The organism is Teretinema zuelzerae, assembly GCF_021021555.1.
Lineage (GTDB): Bacteria > Spirochaetota > Spirochaetia > Treponematales > Treponemataceae > Teretinema > Teretinema zuelzerae.
Genome location: NZ_JAINWA010000002.1, coordinates 1 through 20,018, shown reverse-complemented (window position 1 = coordinate 20,018; position 20,018 = coordinate 1). Strand labels below are relative to the sequence as shown.

Here is a 20,018-nt window from a genome sequence, read left to right as displayed (position 1 = left end):
TAGAATGAGCATCCCCATCGAGGGAATACCCAGTACAAGGTCACGCTGCATAAGTGACCTGTGCACCGTAACAGAATAATCCCGAACAGTCATGTTAGGAGCCCATTTTCATCACGTTATCAACAATTGACTGTGATAACGCAAGAAGTCCAGAGCCGATCATAACCGCAATCATTTTCGCTTTCATCTTTTCATTGTCTTTGTTGTACGCATATGCAATACAACTTCCGGCAAAGAAAATACCAACGAGAATACGGGCAAGATCTCCAGTAAATGCATTACGAACCTCTTCGAGGGTAGTCTGCACCTCACCTGGAATCACAACGGTACTTTGCGCATATAGTCCGGCACCAAGTACCAGTAAGAATGCAATCTGGCACAAAATCATGTGTTTTCTCTCAAGACGCTTTTCGTTCATCATTTCTCCAAATGTACGTTTGAGTTCAGCTCTCTTTCGTTCTCTTCGGATCAATGGTTGTTGTTTCTGTCTCTTTCCTCCTTCTGTATGAGTCCAGGGATACTCATGTTCTGCTGTTAGGTATTATTCAGCATTGAGCGTCGCATGGAGATAATCGTTATACTCACTCATTACAAATGCTTCGCTTGATCGCTGTTTCTCTATGGTATCGAGAAGCTTTGCAATCTGCCTTGTATGAAGAACTTCTTCTACCATGGGTCCGAAACCTGCTTTTCTTTTGAGATGCACACACACCTGTATCGTCTCACTTACATCAGGAAGTGTTCCTGTAATTACTTCAGAAAGCATTCCACGGAAACGAGTAAGCATTGATTGCGCTGAGTCTGCATGAATGGTGGTAACATTCCCCGGATGTCCAGTATTCCAGCATTCAAGGAGTTCTCTTGCAACATCGCCAGATCGAAGTTCTCCAAAAATGATTCTTTTTGGAAACCAACGAAGAGCAAAACGAACAGCCAAAGCTGCTTGATCTTTTCTGATGTATAGTTGCGTAAGGTCTTCTGCATGGCATTGTAGTTCTGGAGTGTCTTCTATAATCAGAAATCTGTCATGAGGAGTAAACTCGCTCATTTTCTTGATACACGCATTCGTAAAGGTTGTCTTCCCTGATCCTGTCCCTCCACCGATGAGGATATTATCTTTCCTTTCTATTGCCGCTACGACCTCCTTATATTGCATGTCTGTCATTCGTCCTGTGTCTCGATACTCTTCTAAAGAGAATATCTTTACCGGAGGTCTGCGGAAGGTGATCTCCGGGGATTTAACCCATGGTGGAATGACTGCTGTCACACGAAAATTATAGCCGGGAAGGATTCCTTCTAAGGTAGGATTTGACCATGTATCAATGCTTGAATCTGCCATTGCAGAGAGATAATGTATGATGTTATATCGTGCGGTTTCATTAACCTGTATTCCTGCATCGATTCGCCCTTCAAGAAAATGCTCAGCCCGAACACTTCCATCGCCATAAATGAAAATGTCGGTCAGCTCCTTGTTCTCAAAGACAGGAAGAAGACTTTCTAGCTCACCATAAAGATTTGCTAACTGTCTTTCCCGTATTTCTTTTTGGGCGTCGGCGTTCATTAGTGTTCCTCAAAGAAGTCAGCAAGGAGAGATTCAAACATGGACGGAGAGTTTTTTAGACTTGCTTGATAGCTCTTGAAAACACGTTCAAAGCGCTCAACAGCTGAGATAGAGGCCGCTTCTTTTAGCTCATTTGGAATTTCTGCATGATATGAAAGGAAATGCCTTGCGAGAAATGTGATATAGCTAAAAAGAACTTCCTGCTGGCGGGCTACAGTATTCATTGTATCATGTAGATGCTTTAATGATGCAAATATTAAGTCAGGATCTTCAATCTCCGGGCGGAGGGCTTGCGAAATAGCAAAGCGATAAAACTCAGAGCGCGATTCAATGCGATGCCGGGCGCAATACGCATCGATTTCTTTCTTTTGTTCCCGGGAAAGACGAAATCGTGAAACTTCACCTGTCGACGAAATTACATCCATATTATAGTCCTATAAGATTTGGGGTGTATGTCTCTTCCTGGATTAGAGGAGAGCCATCCGGAACATCTGCATAAAAAGAATCAGAAGGAGCTTCGCTTTCTGCGGCTTGTGAAGCTAGTTTCTGTACTTCACTATCTCTGATTCGATTGGTAAACCATGGATCTATTAAGCGTTCATCAACAACAACTTCAGAGGTCTTCTCAAGACAGGTAAACAGGGGAAGATCGAACCAGCGCCGGCCTGAATTCCGCACGACATTATGGGCACATTGTTTCATTGCACCTTTTTTATCTGTGAAGGCAGGAGGAAGCAGTCGATTCTTGAAGGGTGATTGCTCGTAATAGACGCATTTTTTTCCCAAATAAGGAGGCCTTCCTTGCGTAAGAAGAATAAATTGGTCGGGTGGCAACTTCATCACTTCGTCCGGGTTTATAAGGTTTCTCTCTTGCTCGTTTCCCGAGATATTCAGGTTATCAAGCCCAACCGAGAAACGGGTGCCGCTCGTGGACGTACTCGATTTCCAAATCGATTCTTTTCCGATCATTTCAGAAACGATTCTTCCACTTTCTATTTCACCTGGTGCATAAACTATTATATTTTTACAATGAGCAAAAAATTGATTATTCTTTCCGTAGATATCTACAAGTTGACTCGATGATTGAATCATCAATAAAAAATGAAGTCCGTATCCTGCAAGAATTCCCATGCTTTGTTGAAGTTCGTTATATTTTCCAAGTTTATCGAACTCATCAAGTACAAGTAAAACGGGTATTTTCATTTTACGTTTCCCATGACTTGTTTTACCTGCGGAAAATTTTCTAATCATAAGCATAACAAATATACGTATAATCTGAGCCAATCGTTCTACATGACCGTATTCCATAATAAAGTACAAAGTTATCGGTTTATCTGTTTTCTCAAACTCATCCAAATAAAAATCATGGCTTCTTGAACATTCGCGCACATACGAATCGTCATAGACCTCTAAACCATTGATTGTAGTTGACCAGACGCCTGATCTTTCTTTCTCACTACGCTTTAATTGATTTGCTGCGGCTGTAACGACACGTTCATGTACTTCTTGATCACAATGAACTCCATTAATCATAAGAGTTAGAGGATACGTATCGTCTTCTGGTTTATCAGGATTAACTGAGGACAAAAACTTATATACACCAGGCAGACTTTTATCCGGATAGTCAGACCCAATTACATGAAAGATAACTCCTGTCAAAAAGGCAACAGCAGCCTTCCGGAAATGTTCTGTATTTGCGTCGCTATTTGACTTCCCTGCTTGAGGGGTTAGAACTATATCAGCGATAAGATTGACATATGAATAAGCATCTTTTCCACCCGGGACTTCCATGAGGGGGTTGAAACTATGCCCTAATGTATCAATAGGCGAATAACGATATACTGGACCAAGAGTTGACCGATAACCACTAGTTTTTTCAAAGTTCTCGCCTTTGAAATCTAGTATAAACATTGATTCTTTATCATCGAACAATATTGTCGAAATGCCAGTTGATACACCTTTACCAGATCTTGTTGGAGCTGCAAGTAACACATTTGTAATTCCAACTTGTGTAATAAGTTCAGATGGTTTTTTCAGATGTAATGAAACAGAGCCTTCCTTTTTATTAAGAGTTGCAGATACATCAGCATTTACTAACTGGCCTATAACAATTCCAGTATCATTCCTTAAAAGTCCTTCTTTCTTTAAATCCTTTATTTTACCCCATCGAGCCGTACCAAAGATGTTTTCAGCCGCTTGTCTGAATCCACGGAAATAGGTGATGACCGTGTAGAGGATTACGGCAAAAAAGGAGACCGCAAGCCAGGGAACTAAGGCTTTCTTTAATAGATAGGTTAGTTCTGCATCCTTAAAGAATGCAAAGAGCCAGAGCAGATACTTCCAGGGCTCATATAATGGATATGATCCGCCATTAAGCCACTCTTCACGAATGATTATGAAAGGATAGCCAATGAGTAAAGGATCATAGCCGATAAGGAAGGCGAAATACTGAGTTGAAACCCATAACCCGGCAAATATGATAATAAATGCGCATATCTTATTAACCGCTGCGAACAGTTGTTCACGGTTCCCACTAGTCGGTTTTCCGCGAAGGAATTCTGATGAGTTTGTAGCCATGTCACTTTCTTTTGTTTGAGTTCAGCTAAACAAAGAAGGTTCTTTTTTACATTACAAGTCTTTTGGGTAAAAATCAAGAGATACGAATTCCATTCTCCCAGTATTCTTCATAAATATTGCCATCTTCATCTTCACGAATAGTTGTTACTGCTGGGCGACCAACAGCATGAAGCTTTCCATTTTTCCAGTATTCAAGATGACCATCAGTACAAGAAATTCCGGGTTCTTCACCACCGTCTAGCAACCCATTTTTAAACCTCATGATCATTTTTGGAAATAAAACATCTTCGTCTTGAATGTTTCCGTCCTCATCACGGCAAATCTTGTCTGTGTACTGTAGAAATCGTGCTTTAGTTTCCATGCTTGCTGCTCCTTTTCTCTTCAATTATTATAAGCCCTAAGTATACCATACTTATAGCGTTTTCTCAGGTCCTTCGCGTCCTTGTGCGTTACCTCGCACAGAGACGGCATATCCTTTTCTATAGTCATGTTGTTCACATTCTACGAGCAAATCGGTATGACTCTTCTTATTCATTGTCGGGGTTAGGCGACCTCGTTGATTTCTTTCAGGAATAACTTCAATTATTTGTCCTCCGGAAATCCTGGGTCTTGAGTAAAGCGGAATGAAGTATGCCTTCCCATTGATAGACTCAAGAACTAGTGCATGATTATCTGATACTTCATCTGTTTTGAATATCTTTGTCACAATACCAGAGACCTTTCCCTGGGAGGCATCATAGAGATTGAGATTTTGTTCTTCTGTATGTACAAGTGTCTTTCGCGCAGAAAGAAAAGCATTATATCGACCATTCGTTCGTAGTAATGATTCCCATTCGGGAACAAATATGTATTGACCATCTTTGAACTTACACAGATGTAGCGCCTGAAGATGCGTAAGTCGCATACTTATACTCTCAGCATCTCGAGTAGTTAAACGTGGAACAATCTTGAAGTCCGTAAGTTGTTCTTTAATTTTGTCATCAAGGATGGTATACCGATTCGCAGTAAGTTGTCCTTTACGTTCCAAGGCCATATCTTCCTTCGTGCGAGATCCAATTAACGATGTGCAAATGTTCCGTGCATTCTCACGCATAAAAGTCTTAACCACATCGGGAGGGATGAATACATCCTTTCCATCCTTATCTTTCCCATTAATCAGAAGGTGTACATGATGATGGGCTGTATCATAGTGATTTGCAGCTACCCAGAATAGTGAATAACCTGTTTGAGATTCAAGGGAAGCGATGAAGGTCTTTGCAAGAGTTTCAAGTGGAACCTTATTTGATGAAGGACTCAAAAATATTCGAAAATTCTTGTCTGTCATATTTTTTCTATACTCAACCTCTGAAGTACCGTATAGGGTCGGTGCGTTACCATCTTTCCCTTTCCCTTCCTTCACCAAATACCGATTTATTTGCTCTTTATGTGCCTCCATACTCTTCGAGTAATGCATTTTGACTGTGCATCTCTGTCGAGTATCTATCGAAGTTCTTGTGCCATATTTTCTTCCACCACTACCAGAACTACTTTTCTTCCCTGCGCGGTACTTCCGAAGTACGTATAGAGCAGTCAGTCCGAGTGCAAGACTACTTCTTTTTTTCCTTGGCGATTTCCAGGTTGGACTAATCTCATAATCTTCAACACCAATAAAGTGTTTTGCCATATCTAGCCTACAAGCCCAAAGTGTCGATCGAGATCTCTGAGTTTATCACTAACATTTCCTCCTGATCGAAGCGCTTGCGAGCGAGCAGAAATATAAAGCTCCTTAGTTTCATCGTCCATTCGATACAATGCTTTGAGTCGTGGTATATCATCAACTGCTGGGTCAATTGGAGAATCACACTCCGAACAAGAGCGCGTTGCCTGTGTGATTTGCTCATGATTACCACAGACAGGGCATAAATATTCTTTGAGCAGGTCCTTTTTCTCGTCCAGTGCTTTCTTACTAGTGAGTAATTGCGCTTGATAGCGCTGAATATAGACCTCTCGAAAGAACACAGTGAAGAAGTACCCTGAGAAGTTGTTTATTCGCTTGGAGCTTTTGAGATAGTTATAAAACCAAATCAAGTACTCTTCTCCTACTCTGAAACGATTAAGAAAATCTGCTGCTGCGGGATAAAACTCAGAATCCAAAATCAATGTTGGATCAAGATTTTGCAACGTAGTACGAATAGCAGAAGCAGTATTTTGTTTATTATTTGGTTTAGGATATGAGTTTATATCTGGTATAGGTTTCCCCGTTTGGGGAAATGGATTTCCCGTTTTGGAGAAATGCATTTCCCCGTTTGGAGAAATGGATTTCCCGTTTTGGGGAAATGCATTTCCCCGTTTGGGGAAATGGAAGGATTGGAGATTTTCAACACTAGTAGTCTCATTTTCACAAGTCAATGAAGCAGTATCGATTGATTCAGTGAAGCAATCTGGTGTTTCGCTATTTGAATAGTGATTAAATGAATCTTCTGTGTCATCTTTTTGAGGTGTTTCATCTGTTGGTAGTGGTGTAGAGGGCTTTTTTGATACTCCTAAATACTTGTCAATCCAATACTGCTCATCTACTAAACAATACCAACTAGTCCGATCAAAACCCTTATCATTGAAATTCCCTTTAACAATCAATCCCCGGTCGCGCAGTTTATTGAGATAGGTTTCTATTTGCTTTTTTGAGTAATATGGAAATTGTTGTACAAATGCTTGAATACTATTATATGTGAAGTAACGGTTAACAAGAGAACCGTTAATTTCTATCAGCTTTTGATTTTTATCATTTGTCTTATTATGGAGTATCCAATAACACAAATTTTGAAAAATCGTTGCAATATTGGCATCATGGAATAATTCAGCAACTTCAGTATCAAATGTATGTATCATTGCATTATTCCTTCAAGTCAGAGTAAAGAAGTTCGACTATCTTTTTCCTTGAATATGAAAAGTAAATAGAAGTGCCTTCTTTGTTTTTTTCAATTTTTTTATCGAGTAAACCGCATTTACAGAGTGCATTAAAATGACGAGCGATTACCCGTGGATTATGAATACCCAACAGTGGTAATGAATCAATAACGTATTGATACCTAACTAAGTAATACGGTGTATTATTTGTTAACGGTGTTTGAATGAGTTTTTGACCTACGATACAATCAACAAACCACTGAAGAATATGAATCTCAGAAATATTAAGCTTGTATTCAAGTAACTTTTCTTGTGAAAAACCAAGTACTGTATTTTTCATAACTACGTCCTCTTTATTAATAAAAAACGCCGGGAGGTCTTCCGCTTCCTCCCGGCCGAGCTGAACTCAAACACCGGTGCAACCGGCACGTAGTTTTTCACCCATACGGGCTATCGGAAGTGATAGGAATCGAACCTATGATGCGACTGACTACGGCACGAACGCATGACATTCTGATGACCACTCATCACTACACTTCCATATAAACTAAATTGCTTTTACATTATTTCGTTCGAAATCAAGACACAGTGGGCATTTCGCGGTTTCTGTTAATTCAAAAACACAATCAAGCGTGTAATCTGTTGTTTTCCCACATGCAAAATGAGTCCTTTTATAGTGAGGCGTAACCTCAGTTCGCACGACCATGTGTCGATAACGTTGTCCATAACCACGAATCCATTCTTTACTCATTTCAATACACTCCTTATAGTTATCTCCAAAGACCTACCCGATTTAATCGGGCATAATCTTCTGCGTTCTGAAAATCATTCATTTTTTCTGGATCGAAAGAAAATAAATCGTAGTAATATCCATACCCATTGAGGATGAGTTGTTCATTAATTGAAGGTGAATCAAAGGATTTATAAATATAGGCAAGAACTCTTCCATACCTATCTTTTTTGGCTGAGACAGAATCAAATACAAGTAGAACATCTCGTCTATAGATTTGATTAGTATAGGCTCGTGCTTCAGCTGCATAGTACTCAGGAGGATCTGTGAAAAGCTCCGGAGTATCGACACCAACAAGACGTACTCTTTCATTCCACTGGCACCCAGAAGGGCAATCTTCTCCAGTAAACTGCACCTGAATGGTGTCTCCATCAATAACGGCTGTTACCCTTGCTTCATACCATGTATTTGATTCAGCATGAAGTTCGACTTCACATGAAAAAAAAGTAAATGATATACATAAAAATAGAGATAGATTCCTTAGTAGTTTAGAATTCATTGATTACCTTCAGTTAGTAAATATCCATAAGGAAAGATTCTTCTTCAGCCGGATAATCTGATGATGAAGGAGCCTCATTACTTTTTTTTGGACTAGAGAGAAGTTGAACTTCATTTATGATTAGTTCATTGCTTGAGTATTTCTTACCCTCCTGCTCCCATTGATTTTGTCGCAGTTCAGCTTCTATACCAATGAGTGCACCTTTTTTGAGATAAGGATGTAGACCTTCTGCCATTTTTCCGAACACCACCAACTTGAAAAAGTTTGCTTTTTTTGACCAGGTCTCCCCTGTTTTCTTTGAATAATTATTCGCAAGCGAGAACTCGCACATCACTAGATTAGCGCCCTTGCGTTTCAGTTCTGCATCTCTCACTACACGTCCCGTAAGAGTCACATGATTTAAATCGCCCATCTTCAAAAACCTCCGTACTGATTTATTAGCTTCAAGAGAAGCTAATTCACGAACTTGTGATTCAAAGAAACCTCCGGAGGCGTGGTATACTCAAAGGCAGCTACACCGTCCCCGCGTATGCAGGGCGAAATACCAATCCCCCGGAGAGAAAAAACATGGCTCAAATAATTTCATCAGAACAAATCTTAAATTTGGTGAATGCAATGGCTGAAGCAAATGGCACAACGTATGATTTAACAAAAGGAAGTCTCTAAAACCTTGTAAAGCAGACTGTAGCTGCTGCTAAAGTCTTTCAGGACTTTCTTGAATTGAAAGACTAATTAGCCTTTCACCGGCGTGCATCGTATGACGATCGCGCCGGTTTTTGCTGTTATTACATTGATATGCTGATACGCAACTTCTCCTGAAACGGTGATTCCTACATCACGACCATCCTCTTCAATGGCTCGATCTACCTGGAACCCTGCGCTTTCCAGCGCCGTAATCGCTTTCATCAGTTTTGACTCCAATTTGTCCTCCTTATGGTTTTAAAAAGTGAAACTAAATTAGCTTCACATGAAGCTTATTGATTATAGAAATGAAAAAGTAAGACCGTGAACACTATTTCGCATACCACGACAAACCCGAGATACTTGCGTAGGAGCTAGACCGTAACATCGTGCGGCCTCTGATATACTTTCAAAGGTCTTTCCCGTTTCATTACATATGACTGCTTTTGCCCACTGTTCGATAATTGCTCTTGTAACATTAACCTTCCATGAAGACGACAGAACTCTATTTTTCATGGCAAGAGAAATCTTTTGTCTTGTTAAGGGTGAATGCCTTTTCCTACTATTCATTCTTTCATAATCCTTTCCGCATAGATTTTTCCGTGACTAGCTTCACCTGCATTGATTCCATTCATTTCGCCTAACTCATTAATGATTTTACGGAGTCTTTCGTTCAAAGCGGTGATTATTTTTTCAATACGCCTCTTTTCCCTTTCTAGTTCCTCGTCTCGTGACGTTGATTGAGATTGAGTAGTGGTTTTGATTTGAGCGATGCTTTTACCAGATTCAATTGCACCGATTACCCGTTGGTCATTTCCCTTGTTGGAAATCAGAACATGCGCTGCATCGAGTGAGAGGTTTTCAACTTTATGAGCTGGCAGTGTACTTATAGCACACATTTTCTTAACCGTTACAAGGGAGAGTTGCAGATCATGCTGGATAATATCTTCATATCTAATCGCTTCGTTTTCGCTTGTTTCGTGGATTTCCTGAAGCAATACCCCTAAACGTTGTTCAAGGAGAAGTATTTCATGCTGTAAGGCTTTAGCCTCATCTATTTTCTTCTGTATGGATGCAGATCGTATGCGTTGGTATATTCCTTTTGTTTCTGCATCATCAAGAAGCGTGTTAAAAAGAGACCAGAATGCAATATCGTGTGCACGAGAAGAGGATGTTCCCGATTCGACACGAAGATGGTGAGCGTATTCATGGATCGCCGTATACAGTAGCTGATTATCCTGAGAAAAATTCTTGTTATGAAGAAAGATTTCTGCCGTATCAGGTTTATAAAGCCCGTTTACTTTCTTGCTTTTCTTACCAGTAAAAATAACAGTGAAATCTCTTTTGGTATCGGCAAGTAATAACAGTATTTCTTTTACTCTATCTTGGTTCATTACCTCCACCTACCTATTTTGAAATGGGTCTTCTGTATTCTGCTGTACGACGGAGGCATAGAAACATTCTTCAATACAATGGAGGCTGTCCTTAACTTGCCGCATAAATCTATTAAGACTTTTTTTATCCTTGAAAAACCAAGTATCTGCCTGGAGGCGATCATCAAGGACGGTACAGACAAAACCTACTCCAGTAAAAATCTGGTAAGGAGCCATCCGTGAAAGTCTTCTCTTTGAAAAGTACATCTTAGGATGTAACAAGATGGTATCGACCTGACCATAGACGAGCTTCTTATCATGAGAACGATACAGTCCGCGCGTTTCGCTCTTTTTTACGCTAGTCATATCCCGTACTCCTTTACATACGATGAAAGGCCTTCAATATCACCAGAGGTAAGAAATGACTGAATAGTAGTGATAATCTGTATGACTTCTTTTGAAGGCTTCTTATCCTTACTCTTCCTACCAGTCGATTCGGTCATTGTTTCCCGAACGAGGTGATACGCTTTATTAAGCGTGAGTTCACCTGACTCGATCTGTTTTTTGATTTCATCGGTAGCATATTTTTCCACCATGCGGGTCTTCTCAACCCGTGAGGTGGAAATACCCAGAACCTCTGCCGAACGTGCAGCGGATTTTCCGTCACCCGTTGCCCCACGTCCTCGTGTTTTAAGAGAATCCACTACTTTAAGCGCTCTCATAAGCTCCGCATCTGAAAGGTTGCGCCTTTCAGTTTGAAGACTTATGGCATATTCAAGCGCATCGTCAATAGAAGAAAACTCGTGTAAGAAACAAGGGATTTCGTGGAGTCCGGCACGAAGAGCGCCTTCCCGCCTATGATGTCCGTCAATTAGGACGTGTTTCCCATTGAAATTCCATATATGTACCGGTTGGGAATTATCGTATCCGCCTTCCATGATTCGTTGCGTTATTTTCTCCACGTTACCAGGAATAAGCGGAAACAGTTCCTGGAACTCCTTCTGGAGCTTAATTTCGGTAAGTGGTATAAGACGTGCCAACAGAACACGCCCGGAATTATTAAGGTCAAGCTTTTTCTCGTCTTTCAGTATGGTTAATGGCTTCATTTCCTTTTCCTTCTTTAGAAAGCAACTGGTTCGCTTACCGGCTCTCCGGTGATTATTTCGACTAACGAAGCGACACCGTCAAAAATCTTTTCGCTTGTTTTACGGGTAATCTTCTGATCCCGGTCAATGCGGTTTGTTACCGCAGATGTTTTAGGCAGATAAATGTTAAGGCACTGGGTGAATGTCTTTTTGTAGAGTGATATGTACTGATAATGGGATGAGTTTTTATTTTGGGCGTATTGATTAACACCATTAAAAAAAAGACCCCAGGAAGACATTTTCTCGGCTTCCACAATCTTACTTTGCAAAGTAAGACATGAAATCATGTCGAACTGGCACAATAGTACCGGAGTTAAAATCAGGTCAGACGCATAGATTGCGTTATTGATCGTGGAATTAAATCCCTGGGACGTATCAAGGAGAATGTAGTCATAGAGAGATAGTTCTTTATGTTCCATTTCCACAAGACGAGAAAGAACCAGATCATCCTTCAATATCAGGTGTTCAATGTCACTGTTTGAAGGAATTATCTCTATATTCTCATTTTGGGTGGAAACGATATTGTCTGTAAGGCGACCAGTCTTTACGGCCTGAGAAAACCCTTTCCCCCGCAACCCGGCTTTGCTTTCAAGATAATGCAATGTCGTTGAATTGCTGTAGTCGGTATCAATTACCAATACCGACTTGCCGACAGCAGCCAGGTAATTTGCGATTAAAATGGTGGAGGAAGATTTCCCAACTCCACCTTTGGTTGATACAAAAGATACGATTTTCATACGTGAGCTCTCCTTTCTCATGTTTTCCTAGGAATTAGCTTCACATGAAGCTAATTTTCCGGTAGTGGTAGACAGGGGAGTCGAACCCCTGTAGAGCACAGATTTGAAGTGGAGAGCTCCTGACTTCTGTTCTCCCGGAAACCTTTCCGCTACCGTATGCAATTTTCTGTGATATACTTTCACTTTCACAAATCTCTCTCCAAAATTTGTAAGTGAAGGACTATTCCTTTTACTTTCTTCCTTGACATTCCAGATGAAATAACCTTGAAGCTAAAAAGAATCTAAATAATTAATCTGCCAAGACCGGGCTTCGGTTTGCCCTTCTTCATATCCAGAAAACCAAGCATCAAGTTGACAAGATTCTTTTGAAAAAGGAGGTTTAATGAATTGATCTTTGTACTTATCTAGAAGAAGTGTGTTAAAGGCACCTGCCTGAAATCCATCTTTATAATCCTCGCCTCGAGGATCACGGGGCTTACTAAAAGAATCAGGTAATAAAATGGAAGCTATATTCTTTGCAAAAAGCGGGTTAAACCGTATGTCCTTTGGATAAACCTTTTCCATCATATATACTTCCTAAAGTTATTTGTTAACCGCTTGTTAGGCGGATATAATTCGTATCTCCGACCCAATAAAACCTCGATAACCTCGTTTGACTCAGGCATAGCTTCGCCATCACAAATTTCTCTCCAAAATTTGCGATAGAAGAGCGATACGCCCAAAATTCTCTCTTCCCAGCCGAAACATGGTGAAGGTAGGTCGGTTACGAACCCGACGCCGTACCGATTAACGGTAGGCCGCTTCCAAGTAGCAAAGAATTAGCTTCAAGTGAAGCTAAAAGAAACTTCCTGTTCGCCTGATCCCTCCTCTGGTTTAATGGTCGGGACTGGTTCATTGTGTTGAATGCTTTCTACGTAGTTGATTTGAAAGGAATGGGCAGCCCTTTGTCCTTCGTCATAACCTGAGTACCAGGCATCTAACTGACAAGACCCTTTTGGGAATGAGGATGTGGTTGATAGGTGCTTATATTTGGGCAAAAGAAGGGTATTGAATGCGCCAGCGCGAAAACCAGCTTTATATTCTTCACTGCGGGCGTCACGAGGACAGTTAAAGGCGTACGCATAAAGGTCAGAAATTATTTTTTTTGACTCTTCAGGTGAAAAGCGGATATCCTCGGGATATATCTCGTTCATTTCTCCATACCTCTGGAAATAAAAACCCCCACTGAAACCCGAGCGACTTCAGTGGGGTAACCGTTTCCGGTTTATCCACAATGTGGATATGCAACAGCTCGGATAATGCATATCAACACTGACGAATCAAAGGGGTTTAATACTCCTTTGACCCTATAGAGGTAATGTTATCAGGTGTCTTTGAGAGATTACTATGTATCTTGACAAGTATGATTTAAACTATTTTAAGGAATTCATGCTGATACCGTCCTGGTTTTTTATATGGAACGGACTTGAAAAATATATATACAACGCGAAAATTCTTGATAAGAAGGTTGCATATTACTCAAAGCTCAAAAAAGCTGCTATCAGATTTGAGGACATAGGCTGATAAAAACGCGATCAGCGTTATTAAGTTTGATTATTTAAAAAGGAACTGTTCAGCATATGAATGAAATGTATGAGATATACAAACAGCAAAACGATTTATACGACCAGCTTATCAATCATGAAGATTATGAGAAAAACTTGCAAAAATTCCTGTCCGAGAATTTCGATTTTGCGAATAAAACAGTTTGCGAGCTCGGCGTAGGCACCGGCCGCGTGACAAGAATGTATGCCGATAAAATCCGCAAGGCAAGTTTATTCGACATTTCAGAGCATATGATAAGCAGAGCGGTCGAGAACATCAGCGCATACAGCGATAAAGCCGAATTCAAGATACTGGACAACAAGAATACAGAGCAGATACACGATAATTACGACTTTTTAATAGAAGGCTGGAGTTTCGGGCATTTAATATCCGACGAAGAAAACAGCGATTTCTGGATTGCAAAATTAATAAGCGACTGTAAAAAAATAGCCAAAACAAACATTTGGATAGAAACCATGGGGACGTTTGTCGACTATGCGAAACCTCCTACAGAGAAGTTGAATCGCTTTTATAGCGAATTAAAAAAAAACGGTTTCAGCGAAACGATAATAAGAACTGATTATAAATTCGATAGCGTTGATCAGGCAAAGCATATTCTGGGATCTTTTTTCGGAAAGGGAATGGAAGAAAAAATAGAAAAGGAAAATAAAACAATCATAAAAGAGTATACCGGAATTTGGACCTTAGGAAGCTGAACAGCATTCGTTCGCAAACCGCTACGATCCGACATTGATGGTGCCGTCCTTTGCGTACCGATGAGCGGATTGCAGGCTAGGCAAATGCAGAGAAGTCCGTTTCTGAAGAGGAGTACATATGATAAAGCCCGATTTTTATGCATTCCTGGCATTATCAGGAATGCTGGTTTTCGGTTGCTCGAATGAAAATGATGATTCAATAAGCTTAAAAAACATTGACGAGAAAAAGATTCCTGCGCAGGCATTGCATGATGTCGTTCTTATCAATCAAAACGACAGCTACTCTTGCGCAACTACATCGCTTGCAATGATTCTTTCAGAATATGATTATGCAACCTTTTTTCTGTAAATTTCGTTCAAAGCAGGTCGGTCGGTTGACTCAGGCAAGTACCGTTTGTCATTCTGCCACTGGTCGTTTTGTTCGATCAGCATAGAAGCCGCAAGGCGAAGTAAACTCTCGGCGTTCGGGAAAACACCCACTACTTTCGTTCGCCTGTTAATCTCCTTCATCTGGCGTTCTGCCAGATTCGATGTTCGCATCTTCCTCCTGTGATTTTCAGGGATGTTGAATACACTCAATCCTTCCCGTATATTTACATCGGCCCAAGCCGCTAAACGCGGATGGGTTTTTTGATATTTTTCAACGAGCTGTTGCAAATATCGTTCTGCATTCTCGCGGTCAGGCGCATTGAACACCTTCCGAATATCGGCGGCTACCAGCGGGATGTCATCTTTTTTCGTGACGTAGGAGTGGGCATTCTGCTGCAGATGAAACTGGCAGCGTTGCCACAGAATTCCAGGGAAGACAGCATCGATTGCAGCGCGAAGTCCTGAGTGGTCATCACTGGTGATCATTCGAAGGCCGTGCATCCCTCGTCGTACGAGATCCTCGAGAAAGGAACGCCAGTTTACCTCTGCCTCACTGTTCGCGACTTCGGCGTCAAGAATATGCCGATTCCCGCTGTAATCAACGCCAATAGCCACTAGAAGAGCCTGCTTGACCACCTGGGAACCGACGCGCACCGATTCATAGGTCGCATCAAGTACCAAGTATTGAATCTGTCCGACAGGCTGCGCCTTCCAAGACGTAATCTCTTCATCGAGCTCCTTTGCCAGCCTGCTGACCTGGGACGAGCTGACTTCGGTGCCACAAAGAATTTCGACGATATCCGAGACCCTGCGGGTACTTACTCCTTTGACATACATTTCGGCGATGGCGAGCTTGAGAGCACGCTCACTGCGCATGCCTTTCTCGATGCAGCTGGGGTAAAACTCCATCCCGCGAACTTGTGGTACTTTCAAGAGGACTTTCCCGGTCGCAAGATTGAGCGTCTTGTCTTTAAATCCATTGGCATGCCCAGTACGCTCTTCCGTGCGTTCATATGGTTCGGCGTTGAGAGCCTTTGCTCGCTCGATCTTCATGGCCTCATTGACGACCACTTCGATAACACGAGAAAATTTATTGTCCCCATTCGCTGCCAGCATCTGGATCACTTGCTCCAAAAGTGTATATTCTGATTCGTAGGCCATCGGGTTCTCCTTATGGTTGGTTTGGTCACTTACCATTTGAGCCCGATCGGCCTGCTTTTTTCAACCCAATTTACAGAAAGAATTGTACACTAACCAGAATATAAGGGCTTGCACAGCAATCCGTTTGATAAAGATGAAACATGGAAGCGCTCGGGTTCAAGCATAAGCGCGATAAAAACATTGGGAAACGATCTCGAAGGGCTTTATAGAGTATGCGACGCATACGGTTTCAAGTACGAGTTTCTTCAGCATCTTAAAAACGAAGAAGCAGAATATTTATTGGCGAACGGCATTTTTATGGTTGCTTTTATCAGCCTCAATGAACATCAGACCCATGCGATTGCGCTAACCGGCTATGATCGGAACATCAAAGCATTCTACGCTAATGATACAAACGGCCGAAGATTAGTACTGCCTTATGAAAGGTTTGATAAATACTGGAACGCAATGCTCAGCCGTCCAAGAATACGGACGGAACGAAGCGCGCTGGTAGTATTTCCTGACGATATTAAGCTCGCCAAAAGCAAACTGAGAAACTAGAATAAAAGGAGTCTGCAATGAACAACAGCTTATCGCTCTATCAGCGGAGCAAGGATTTCTTATGGACAGACAGGCATATCGCCAAGCAAATGCTTAAGCTCCATCTTGATGCGACTAACGATGCCGCATCAAGAAACGATAAAACCATTGATTCAACCGTAGAATGGATCGACAGCGTAATACCGGAGAAATCGTCGATTATCGATCTCGGCTGCGGTCCCGGGCTGTATTGCGAAAGACTTTCTCAAAAAAAACATGCGGTCTCGGGGGTTGATATATCAAAAGGATCGATACTGTATGCAAGAAAGTCGGCAAAGAAGAAAAACCTGCAAATTCGGTATTACCGTCAAAGCTATTTACAAAAATTGCCTCAGGGGAATTTCGATGCGGCAATGTGCATTTATTGCGATTTCGGGGCGTTAACAAACGAGGAACAGAAAATATTCTTGAAAAACGCGTCAAACAGCTTGTGCGAGAAAGGAATCTTGATATTTGATGTATTCTCGAACAATTTAAGCGCCGCAAAAAAAGAAGAGAAGCAATGGAGCCGTTGCGATTCGAACGGGTTTTTTTCAAAAAATCCGCATTATATCTTATACGAATGCAAGTACTTTCAAGACGCCAATGCATGGGGCACGCGCAATGTAATCCTGGAGGGAACCAAGACGAAAGAGTTTATCACATGGGATACAATGTATACCGAAGAAAGCATAACCAGGCTGTTAACGGATAATAGGTTCAGCGTAGAAGAGATTAAAATGGATTTGGTTCAAAAGAATGATTTTACCAGCAATGATGTGATTTTCGTAAAGGCGAGAAAAAATTAGCGATTATCTGCAGCGGAGGACTGATTGAACGAAACAGTTATAAGAAATATTTGCCTGGAGGAATTCAACGCCCTTCCCGATTCTGTCAAAAGAAATCGCGTCGGCATAGCCGCTTATGTGTATACGATAGAAATAAACGATGCCAAGTATGTTTTGAAAATTTCAGAAACGAAAGAATTAATCGACGGATCGATATATTGGCTGAAGAAGCTTGAATCTCTTGCATTGCCGATACCGAAAATTGTTTCGGCGAACTCCGGTACGAGCCCTTGTTATTTCATAATGTCCTATATTCCCGGAAGGGACTTGGGCTTAGCGTACGACGGGTTGTCGAACGAGCAAAAAAAAACCATAGCTCATGAGCTGCATCGTCATCAGAATGCTCTGAGAACCTTGCCTGTCGCAAAGGGCTACGGCTTTCTTCATTCATATGAAGATCAAGACAATCTGAAGAAAAGCTGGAGGGACGTAGTCGAAAACCATATAGGACGATCGGAACGCCGCATAGCGGAAAATAAAATCTTTTCAACGGATTATATCCGTCGCGTTAGAAGCTTTCTGCCTTATTTTTCCGGGTATTTCGACGGAATAAAGCCGGAGCCGTTTTTCGACGATGCAACGACTAAGAACGTATTAATAGAACAAGGCAGATTGTCGGGAATTATCGATCTTGACTGGATTTGCTTCGGCGACCGGCTTTACGCGTTGGCGTTGACGACAATGTCGCTGCTCTGCATGCATGCCGACTTGGAATATGTCGAATACTGGAAGGAACTGGAGAAACCCTGCGAGATTCAAGAGCAGGCGCTGGTTTTCTATATTCTGGTTTTCTGCATTGACTTTATGGCGGAGAAAGGCATGAGATTCAATATGGACGAAGAAATTAAGATCAACAATGAAGAGAAAGCATTCCTGGAGAATGTTTTCGAATCGTACTATAAAACCCTGCAGCAAATAACAGCATCGATCTGATCTTCGGTTCAATAAAAAAGCAAGCTGTCGGGTTCATCATTAATGTCGAGGTTTACAGTATGAATATTGGCATCATAGGCGCAGGGTATATGGGTTCCATGCATGCACGGATAATCAGCAACCTTCCGGGATGCGCCCTTTGCGGCATAACTGCAAAAACGCCTGCTAAAGCATCTCTTCTGGCAAAAGAGCTGAATGTCGAATTCGTCGGATCTATTAAGGAATTATTGCAAGATGAAGATATCGATGTTATAGATATTTGCTCGCCGACGGAAACGCATTCGGAAATCGCATGCCGATGCATGGAGGCTGGAAAACACGTCATCATCGAGTACCCGATATGCACTAATAAAATAGAGCTCGACGAACTACGGAAAGCAAGCCGCAAAAGCGGTAAAGCTTGCGCAGGAGCATATTATTCGCGCTTTCAAAGCCAGTATAAATACTTTTTCGAACTTTCAAAAACTGATGAAATCGGTGAGATTCGCTCATTAAGCATTTAAAGAAAAAGTTCTTCGGTTTTTTCCAGTAACGACATTGTGAACAACCCCATGGCTCAGGACATTGATGCGGCTGTTCAGTTGCTTGGCTTGCCCTTGTCCGTCGAATGTATGAACAATCAGCAAAACGACTGCGTGCTCGTGTTCAAATACGAATCAGCGATCGTTACAATCGACGGGAGCACCAATATGCACGACAATTATCCGTTTACGACAAGGCATTCCGTGTCCGGCAAAAACGGATCGGCAACATTGGATTGGTCCTTTGTCGATTGTCCTAAATTTAAGATGGTGTATTCAAACAACAGCGGACAAAGAACTTTGGACATTGGGGATTATGATCCGTATCAGTATGAACTTGAGCATATCATCAACGGAATTGCCGTCAAGAACACGGCGAATTTCGATATCGAATCGATGTATAATTCGGCAAATCTGGCATTCAAGTGCAGAGATATGCTCAAGAAGTAATTTGAAAGTCTTAAAAGAGGAACCAATAAAATGGAACAAATCAATACTATTGAACTGATTGATCCGTCGATCTATCCGACAAACGAGGTATTGGAAAAGATTCTCGGCGATTCGTTCGCTACATATCTGGAAGCGTTGTTGCTTTTCGATAAGTCAGGATTAAAACCGGAATGGAGATACTATAGGGACGGAAAGGCATGGCTATGCAAAGTGGTAAAAGGAAAGAAGACGATCGTCTGGATGTCTGCATGGAAAGGCTTTATGAAAGCTACGGTGTATTTTCCTGAAAGACTTGTCGGAAACATAGTAGCGTTGGACATAAGCGAAGATGCAAAGAAAGAGTTCAGTAGTTGCAATAATGTCGGGAAATCGAAGCCTTTCATGTTTCGACTTGATAAAAAGCTGATAATGAAAGATTTTGAAGAAGTAATTCAGTATAAAATCGGCATGTATTTCGCACGTCGAAAGTCGATATGAGAGAAAGGATATGGAAAAATGAAATCATTCAGCGCTTCGGACGGTTCTACGATTAATTATCGCATCATCGGCAAAGGGAAACCCATTGTTTTCGTTCACGGCTGGGGAGTCGACCATAAAATTTGGTTTAACAAGATTGAATCGATAAACGG

At 41.4% G+C, this 20,018-nt stretch carries 27 protein-coding genes and 1 pseudogene; 8 read left to right on the top strand and 20 right to left on the bottom strand.

What is annotated here, in order from left to right:
- Window positions 1-94: 94 nt before the first annotated feature.
- The 19 genes and pseudogenes from K7J14_RS07205 to K7J14_RS07120 form a co-directional block, all read right to left on the bottom strand.
- The gene (locus K7J14_RS07205) at window positions 95-421 is read right to left on the bottom strand and encodes a TrbC/VirB2 family protein (RefSeq protein WP_230754666.1); all 327 of its coding nucleotides are present in this window, start codon (window positions 419-421) and stop codon (window positions 95-97) included.
- Between the two features lie 120 nt (window positions 422-541).
- Entirely contained in the window at window positions 542-1,561 is a 1,020-nt protein-coding gene (locus K7J14_RS07200) for an ATPase, T2SS/T4P/T4SS family (RefSeq protein ID WP_230754664.1), read from the bottom strand.
- Entirely contained in the window at window positions 1,561-1,986 is a 426-nt protein-coding gene (locus tag K7J14_RS07195; RefSeq protein ID WP_230754662.1) for a ribbon-helix-helix domain-containing protein, read from the bottom strand. The genes K7J14_RS07200 and K7J14_RS07195 overlap by 1 nt, the downstream gene beginning before the upstream one ends.
- 1 nt (window position 1,987) lies before the next feature.
- On the bottom strand, window positions 1,988-4,138 hold the full coding sequence (locus tag K7J14_RS07190) for a type IV secretory system conjugative DNA transfer family protein (RefSeq protein ID WP_230754660.1): 2,151 nt from the start codon (window positions 4,136-4,138) through the stop codon (window positions 1,988-1,990).
- A gap of 73 nt (window positions 4,139-4,211) precedes the next feature.
- Window positions 4,212-4,499: a hypothetical protein gene (locus K7J14_RS07185; RefSeq protein WP_230752607.1), complete on the bottom strand. Its 288-nt coding sequence runs from the start codon at window positions 4,497-4,499 to the stop codon at window positions 4,212-4,214.
- Window positions 4,500-4,550: 51 nt separating this feature from the next.
- Window positions 4,551-5,801 carry a DUF3363 domain-containing protein gene (locus K7J14_RS07180; protein ID WP_230754658.1) on the bottom strand — a complete coding sequence of 417 codons (1,251 nt, stop codon included), beginning with the start codon at window positions 5,799-5,801 and terminating at the stop codon, window positions 4,551-4,553.
- Window positions 5,802-5,803: 2 nt separating this feature from the next.
- Window positions 5,804-7,006, bottom strand: coding sequence for a hypothetical protein (locus K7J14_RS07175; protein WP_230754656.1), 1,203 nt, complete (start codon window positions 7,004-7,006; stop codon window positions 5,804-5,806).
- Between the two features lie 4 nt (window positions 7,007-7,010).
- Window positions 7,011-7,364, bottom strand: coding sequence for a hypothetical protein (locus tag K7J14_RS07170; protein ID WP_230754654.1), 354 nt, complete (start codon window positions 7,362-7,364; stop codon window positions 7,011-7,013).
- A 114-nt stretch (window positions 7,365-7,478) separates the two neighbouring features.
- Window positions 7,479-7,564: pseudogene (locus K7J14_RS07165) on the bottom strand.
- Window positions 7,565-7,794: 230 nt separating this feature from the next.
- Entirely contained in the window at window positions 7,795-8,313 is a 519-nt protein-coding gene (locus K7J14_RS07160) for a thermonuclease family protein (protein ID WP_230754652.1), read from the bottom strand.
- A gap of 13 nt (window positions 8,314-8,326) precedes the next feature.
- A complete protein-coding gene (locus K7J14_RS07155) occupies window positions 8,327-8,725 on the bottom strand; it encodes a single-stranded DNA-binding protein (RefSeq protein WP_230754650.1) in 399 nt (132 codons plus the stop codon).
- A gap of 320 nt (window positions 8,726-9,045) precedes the next feature.
- Window positions 9,046-9,219 carry a hypothetical protein gene (locus tag K7J14_RS07150; RefSeq protein WP_230754647.1) on the bottom strand — a complete coding sequence of 58 codons (174 nt, stop codon included), beginning with the start codon at window positions 9,217-9,219 and terminating at the stop codon, window positions 9,046-9,048.
- Window positions 9,220-9,294: 75 nt separating this feature from the next.
- On the bottom strand, window positions 9,295-9,510 hold the full coding sequence (locus K7J14_RS16370) for a hypothetical protein (protein WP_408033976.1): 216 nt from the start codon (window positions 9,508-9,510) through the stop codon (window positions 9,295-9,297).
- 50 nt (window positions 9,511-9,560) lie between these two features.
- Window positions 9,561-10,388, bottom strand: coding sequence for a hypothetical protein (locus K7J14_RS07145; protein WP_230754645.1), 828 nt, complete (start codon window positions 10,386-10,388; stop codon window positions 9,561-9,563).
- A gap of 9 nt (window positions 10,389-10,397) precedes the next feature.
- Window positions 10,398-10,733, bottom strand: a complete 336-nt coding sequence (locus K7J14_RS07140) for a hypothetical protein (RefSeq protein WP_230754643.1) — start codon at window positions 10,731-10,733, stop codon at window positions 10,398-10,400.
- Window positions 10,730-11,473 carry a ParB/RepB/Spo0J family partition protein gene (locus K7J14_RS07135; RefSeq protein WP_230754641.1) on the bottom strand — a complete coding sequence of 248 codons (744 nt, stop codon included), beginning with the start codon at window positions 11,471-11,473 and terminating at the stop codon, window positions 10,730-10,732. The genes K7J14_RS07140 and K7J14_RS07135 overlap by 4 nt, the downstream gene beginning before the upstream one ends.
- A gap of 14 nt (window positions 11,474-11,487) precedes the next feature.
- Window positions 11,488-12,249 carry a ParA family protein gene (locus K7J14_RS07130; protein ID WP_230754639.1) on the bottom strand — a complete coding sequence of 254 codons (762 nt, stop codon included), beginning with the start codon at window positions 12,247-12,249 and terminating at the stop codon, window positions 11,488-11,490.
- A 270-nt stretch (window positions 12,250-12,519) separates the two neighbouring features.
- Entirely contained in the window at window positions 12,520-12,816 is a 297-nt protein-coding gene (locus K7J14_RS07125; protein WP_230754637.1) for a hypothetical protein, read from the bottom strand.
- A 257-nt stretch (window positions 12,817-13,073) separates the two neighbouring features.
- Window positions 13,074-13,442 carry a hypothetical protein gene (locus K7J14_RS07120; protein ID WP_230754634.1) on the bottom strand — a complete coding sequence of 123 codons (369 nt, stop codon included), beginning with the start codon at window positions 13,440-13,442 and terminating at the stop codon, window positions 13,074-13,076.
- A 426-nt stretch (window positions 13,443-13,868) separates the two neighbouring features.
- Between K7J14_RS07120 and K7J14_RS07115 the strand changes: the two genes are divergently transcribed.
- Together K7J14_RS07115 and K7J14_RS07110 are read left to right on the top strand one after the other, a co-directional pair.
- Complete coding sequence (locus tag K7J14_RS07115) at window positions 13,869-14,549, top strand: class I SAM-dependent methyltransferase (RefSeq protein WP_230754816.1); 681 nt, start codon at window positions 13,869-13,871, stop codon at window positions 14,547-14,549.
- Between the two features lie 118 nt (window positions 14,550-14,667).
- Window positions 14,668-14,898, top strand: coding sequence for a hypothetical protein (locus tag K7J14_RS07110; RefSeq protein WP_230754814.1), 231 nt, complete (start codon window positions 14,668-14,670; stop codon window positions 14,896-14,898).
- Here K7J14_RS07110 and K7J14_RS07105 read toward each other — a convergent pair.
- Window positions 14,877-16,079: an IS256 family transposase gene (locus K7J14_RS07105; RefSeq protein WP_230752658.1), complete on the bottom strand. Its 1,203-nt coding sequence runs from the start codon at window positions 16,077-16,079 to the stop codon at window positions 14,877-14,879. The genes K7J14_RS07110 and K7J14_RS07105 overlap by 22 nt on opposite strands.
- Before the next feature lie 108 nt (window positions 16,080-16,187).
- Between K7J14_RS07105 and K7J14_RS07100 the strand changes: the two genes are divergently transcribed.
- Genes K7J14_RS07100 through K7J14_RS07075 form a run of 6 tightly spaced genes read left to right on the top strand, consistent with a single transcriptional unit; the run spans window position 16,188 to window position 19,866 of the window.
- The gene (locus tag K7J14_RS07100) at window positions 16,188-16,619 is read left to right on the top strand and encodes a cysteine peptidase family C39 domain-containing protein (RefSeq protein WP_230754812.1); all 432 of its coding nucleotides are present in this window, start codon (window positions 16,188-16,190) and stop codon (window positions 16,617-16,619) included.
- A gap of 17 nt (window positions 16,620-16,636) precedes the next feature.
- Window positions 16,637-17,446: a class I SAM-dependent methyltransferase gene (locus K7J14_RS07095; protein ID WP_230754810.1), complete on the top strand. Its 810-nt coding sequence runs from the start codon at window positions 16,637-16,639 to the stop codon at window positions 17,444-17,446.
- A gap of 24 nt (window positions 17,447-17,470) precedes the next feature.
- A complete protein-coding gene (locus tag K7J14_RS07090; protein WP_230754808.1) occupies window positions 17,471-18,418 on the top strand; it encodes a phosphotransferase family protein in 948 nt (315 codons plus the stop codon).
- A 59-nt stretch (window positions 18,419-18,477) separates the two neighbouring features.
- Window positions 18,478-18,921, top strand: coding sequence for a Gfo/Idh/MocA family protein (locus K7J14_RS07085; RefSeq protein ID WP_230754806.1), 444 nt, complete (start codon window positions 18,478-18,480; stop codon window positions 18,919-18,921).
- A gap of 48 nt (window positions 18,922-18,969) precedes the next feature.
- Window positions 18,970-19,389: a hypothetical protein gene (locus K7J14_RS07080; protein ID WP_230754804.1), complete on the top strand. Its 420-nt coding sequence runs from the start codon at window positions 18,970-18,972 to the stop codon at window positions 19,387-19,389.
- Window positions 19,390-19,419: 30 nt separating this feature from the next.
- Window positions 19,420-19,866: a DUF3788 family protein gene (locus tag K7J14_RS07075; RefSeq protein WP_230754802.1), complete on the top strand. Its 447-nt coding sequence runs from the start codon at window positions 19,420-19,422 to the stop codon at window positions 19,864-19,866.
- Window positions 19,867-20,018: the final 152 nt, after the last annotated feature.

Coding starts and splice junctions, on each gene's coding strand:
- K7J14_RS07205 (WP_230754666.1), bottom strand. CDS start 421: ATGATGAACGAAAAGCGTCTTGAGAGAAAACACATGATTTTGTGCCAG.
- K7J14_RS07200 (WP_230754664.1), bottom strand. CDS start 1,561: ATGAACGCCGACGCCCAAAAAGAAATACGGGAAAGACAGTTAGCAAAT.
- K7J14_RS07195 (WP_230754662.1), bottom strand. CDS start 1,986: ATGGATGTAATTTCGTCGACAGGTGAAGTTTCACGATTTCGTCTTTCC.
- K7J14_RS07190 (WP_230754660.1), bottom strand. CDS start 4,138: ATGGCTACAAACTCATCAGAATTCCTTCGCGGAAAACCGACTAGTGGG.
- K7J14_RS07185 (WP_230752607.1), bottom strand. CDS start 4,499: ATGGAAACTAAAGCACGATTTCTACAGTACACAGACAAGATTTGCCGT.
- K7J14_RS07180 (WP_230754658.1), bottom strand. CDS start 5,801: ATGGCAAAACACTTTATTGGTGTTGAAGATTATGAGATTAGTCCAACC.
- K7J14_RS07175 (WP_230754656.1), bottom strand. CDS start 7,006: ATGATACATACATTTGATACTGAAGTTGCTGAATTATTCCATGATGCC.
- K7J14_RS07170 (WP_230754654.1), bottom strand. CDS start 7,364: ATGAAAAATACAGTACTTGGTTTTTCACAAGAAAAGTTACTTGAATAC.
- K7J14_RS07160 (WP_230754652.1), bottom strand. CDS start 8,313: ATGAATTCTAAACTACTAAGGAATCTATCTCTATTTTTATGTATATCA.
- K7J14_RS07155 (WP_230754650.1), bottom strand. CDS start 8,725: ATGGGCGATTTAAATCATGTGACTCTTACGGGACGTGTAGTGAGAGAT.
- K7J14_RS07150 (WP_230754647.1), bottom strand. CDS start 9,219: ATGAAAGCGATTACGGCGCTGGAAAGCGCAGGGTTCCAGGTAGATCGA.
- K7J14_RS16370 (WP_408033976.1), bottom strand. CDS start 9,510: ATGAAAAATAGAGTTCTGTCGTCTTCATGGAAGGTTAATGTTACAAGA.
- K7J14_RS07145 (WP_230754645.1), bottom strand. CDS start 10,388: ATGAACCAAGATAGAGTAAAAGAAATACTGTTATTACTTGCCGATACC.
- K7J14_RS07140 (WP_230754643.1), bottom strand. CDS start 10,733: ATGACTAGCGTAAAAAAGAGCGAAACGCGCGGACTGTATCGTTCTCAT.
- K7J14_RS07135 (WP_230754641.1), bottom strand. CDS start 11,473: ATGAAGCCATTAACCATACTGAAAGACGAGAAAAAGCTTGACCTTAAT.
- K7J14_RS07130 (WP_230754639.1), bottom strand. CDS start 12,249: ATGAAAATCGTATCTTTTGTATCAACCAAAGGTGGAGTTGGGAAATCT.
- K7J14_RS07125 (WP_230754637.1), bottom strand. CDS start 12,816: ATGATGGAAAAGGTTTATCCAAAGGACATACGGTTTAACCCGCTTTTT.
- K7J14_RS07120 (WP_230754634.1), bottom strand. CDS start 13,442: ATGAACGAGATATATCCCGAGGATATCCGCTTTTCACCTGAAGAGTCA.
- K7J14_RS07115 (WP_230754816.1), top strand. CDS start 13,869: ATGAATGAAATGTATGAGATATACAAACAGCAAAACGATTTATACGAC.
- K7J14_RS07110 (WP_230754814.1), top strand. CDS start 14,668: ATGATAAAGCCCGATTTTTATGCATTCCTGGCATTATCAGGAATGCTG.
- K7J14_RS07105 (WP_230752658.1), bottom strand. CDS start 16,079: ATGGCCTACGAATCAGAATATACACTTTTGGAGCAAGTGATCCAGATG.
- K7J14_RS07095 (WP_230754810.1), top strand. CDS start 16,637: ATGAACAACAGCTTATCGCTCTATCAGCGGAGCAAGGATTTCTTATGG.
- K7J14_RS07085 (WP_230754806.1), top strand. CDS start 18,478: ATGAATATTGGCATCATAGGCGCAGGGTATATGGGTTCCATGCATGCA.
- K7J14_RS07080 (WP_230754804.1), top strand. CDS start 18,970: ATGGCTCAGGACATTGATGCGGCTGTTCAGTTGCTTGGCTTGCCCTTG.
- K7J14_RS07075 (WP_230754802.1), top strand. CDS start 19,420: ATGGAACAAATCAATACTATTGAACTGATTGATCCGTCGATCTATCCG.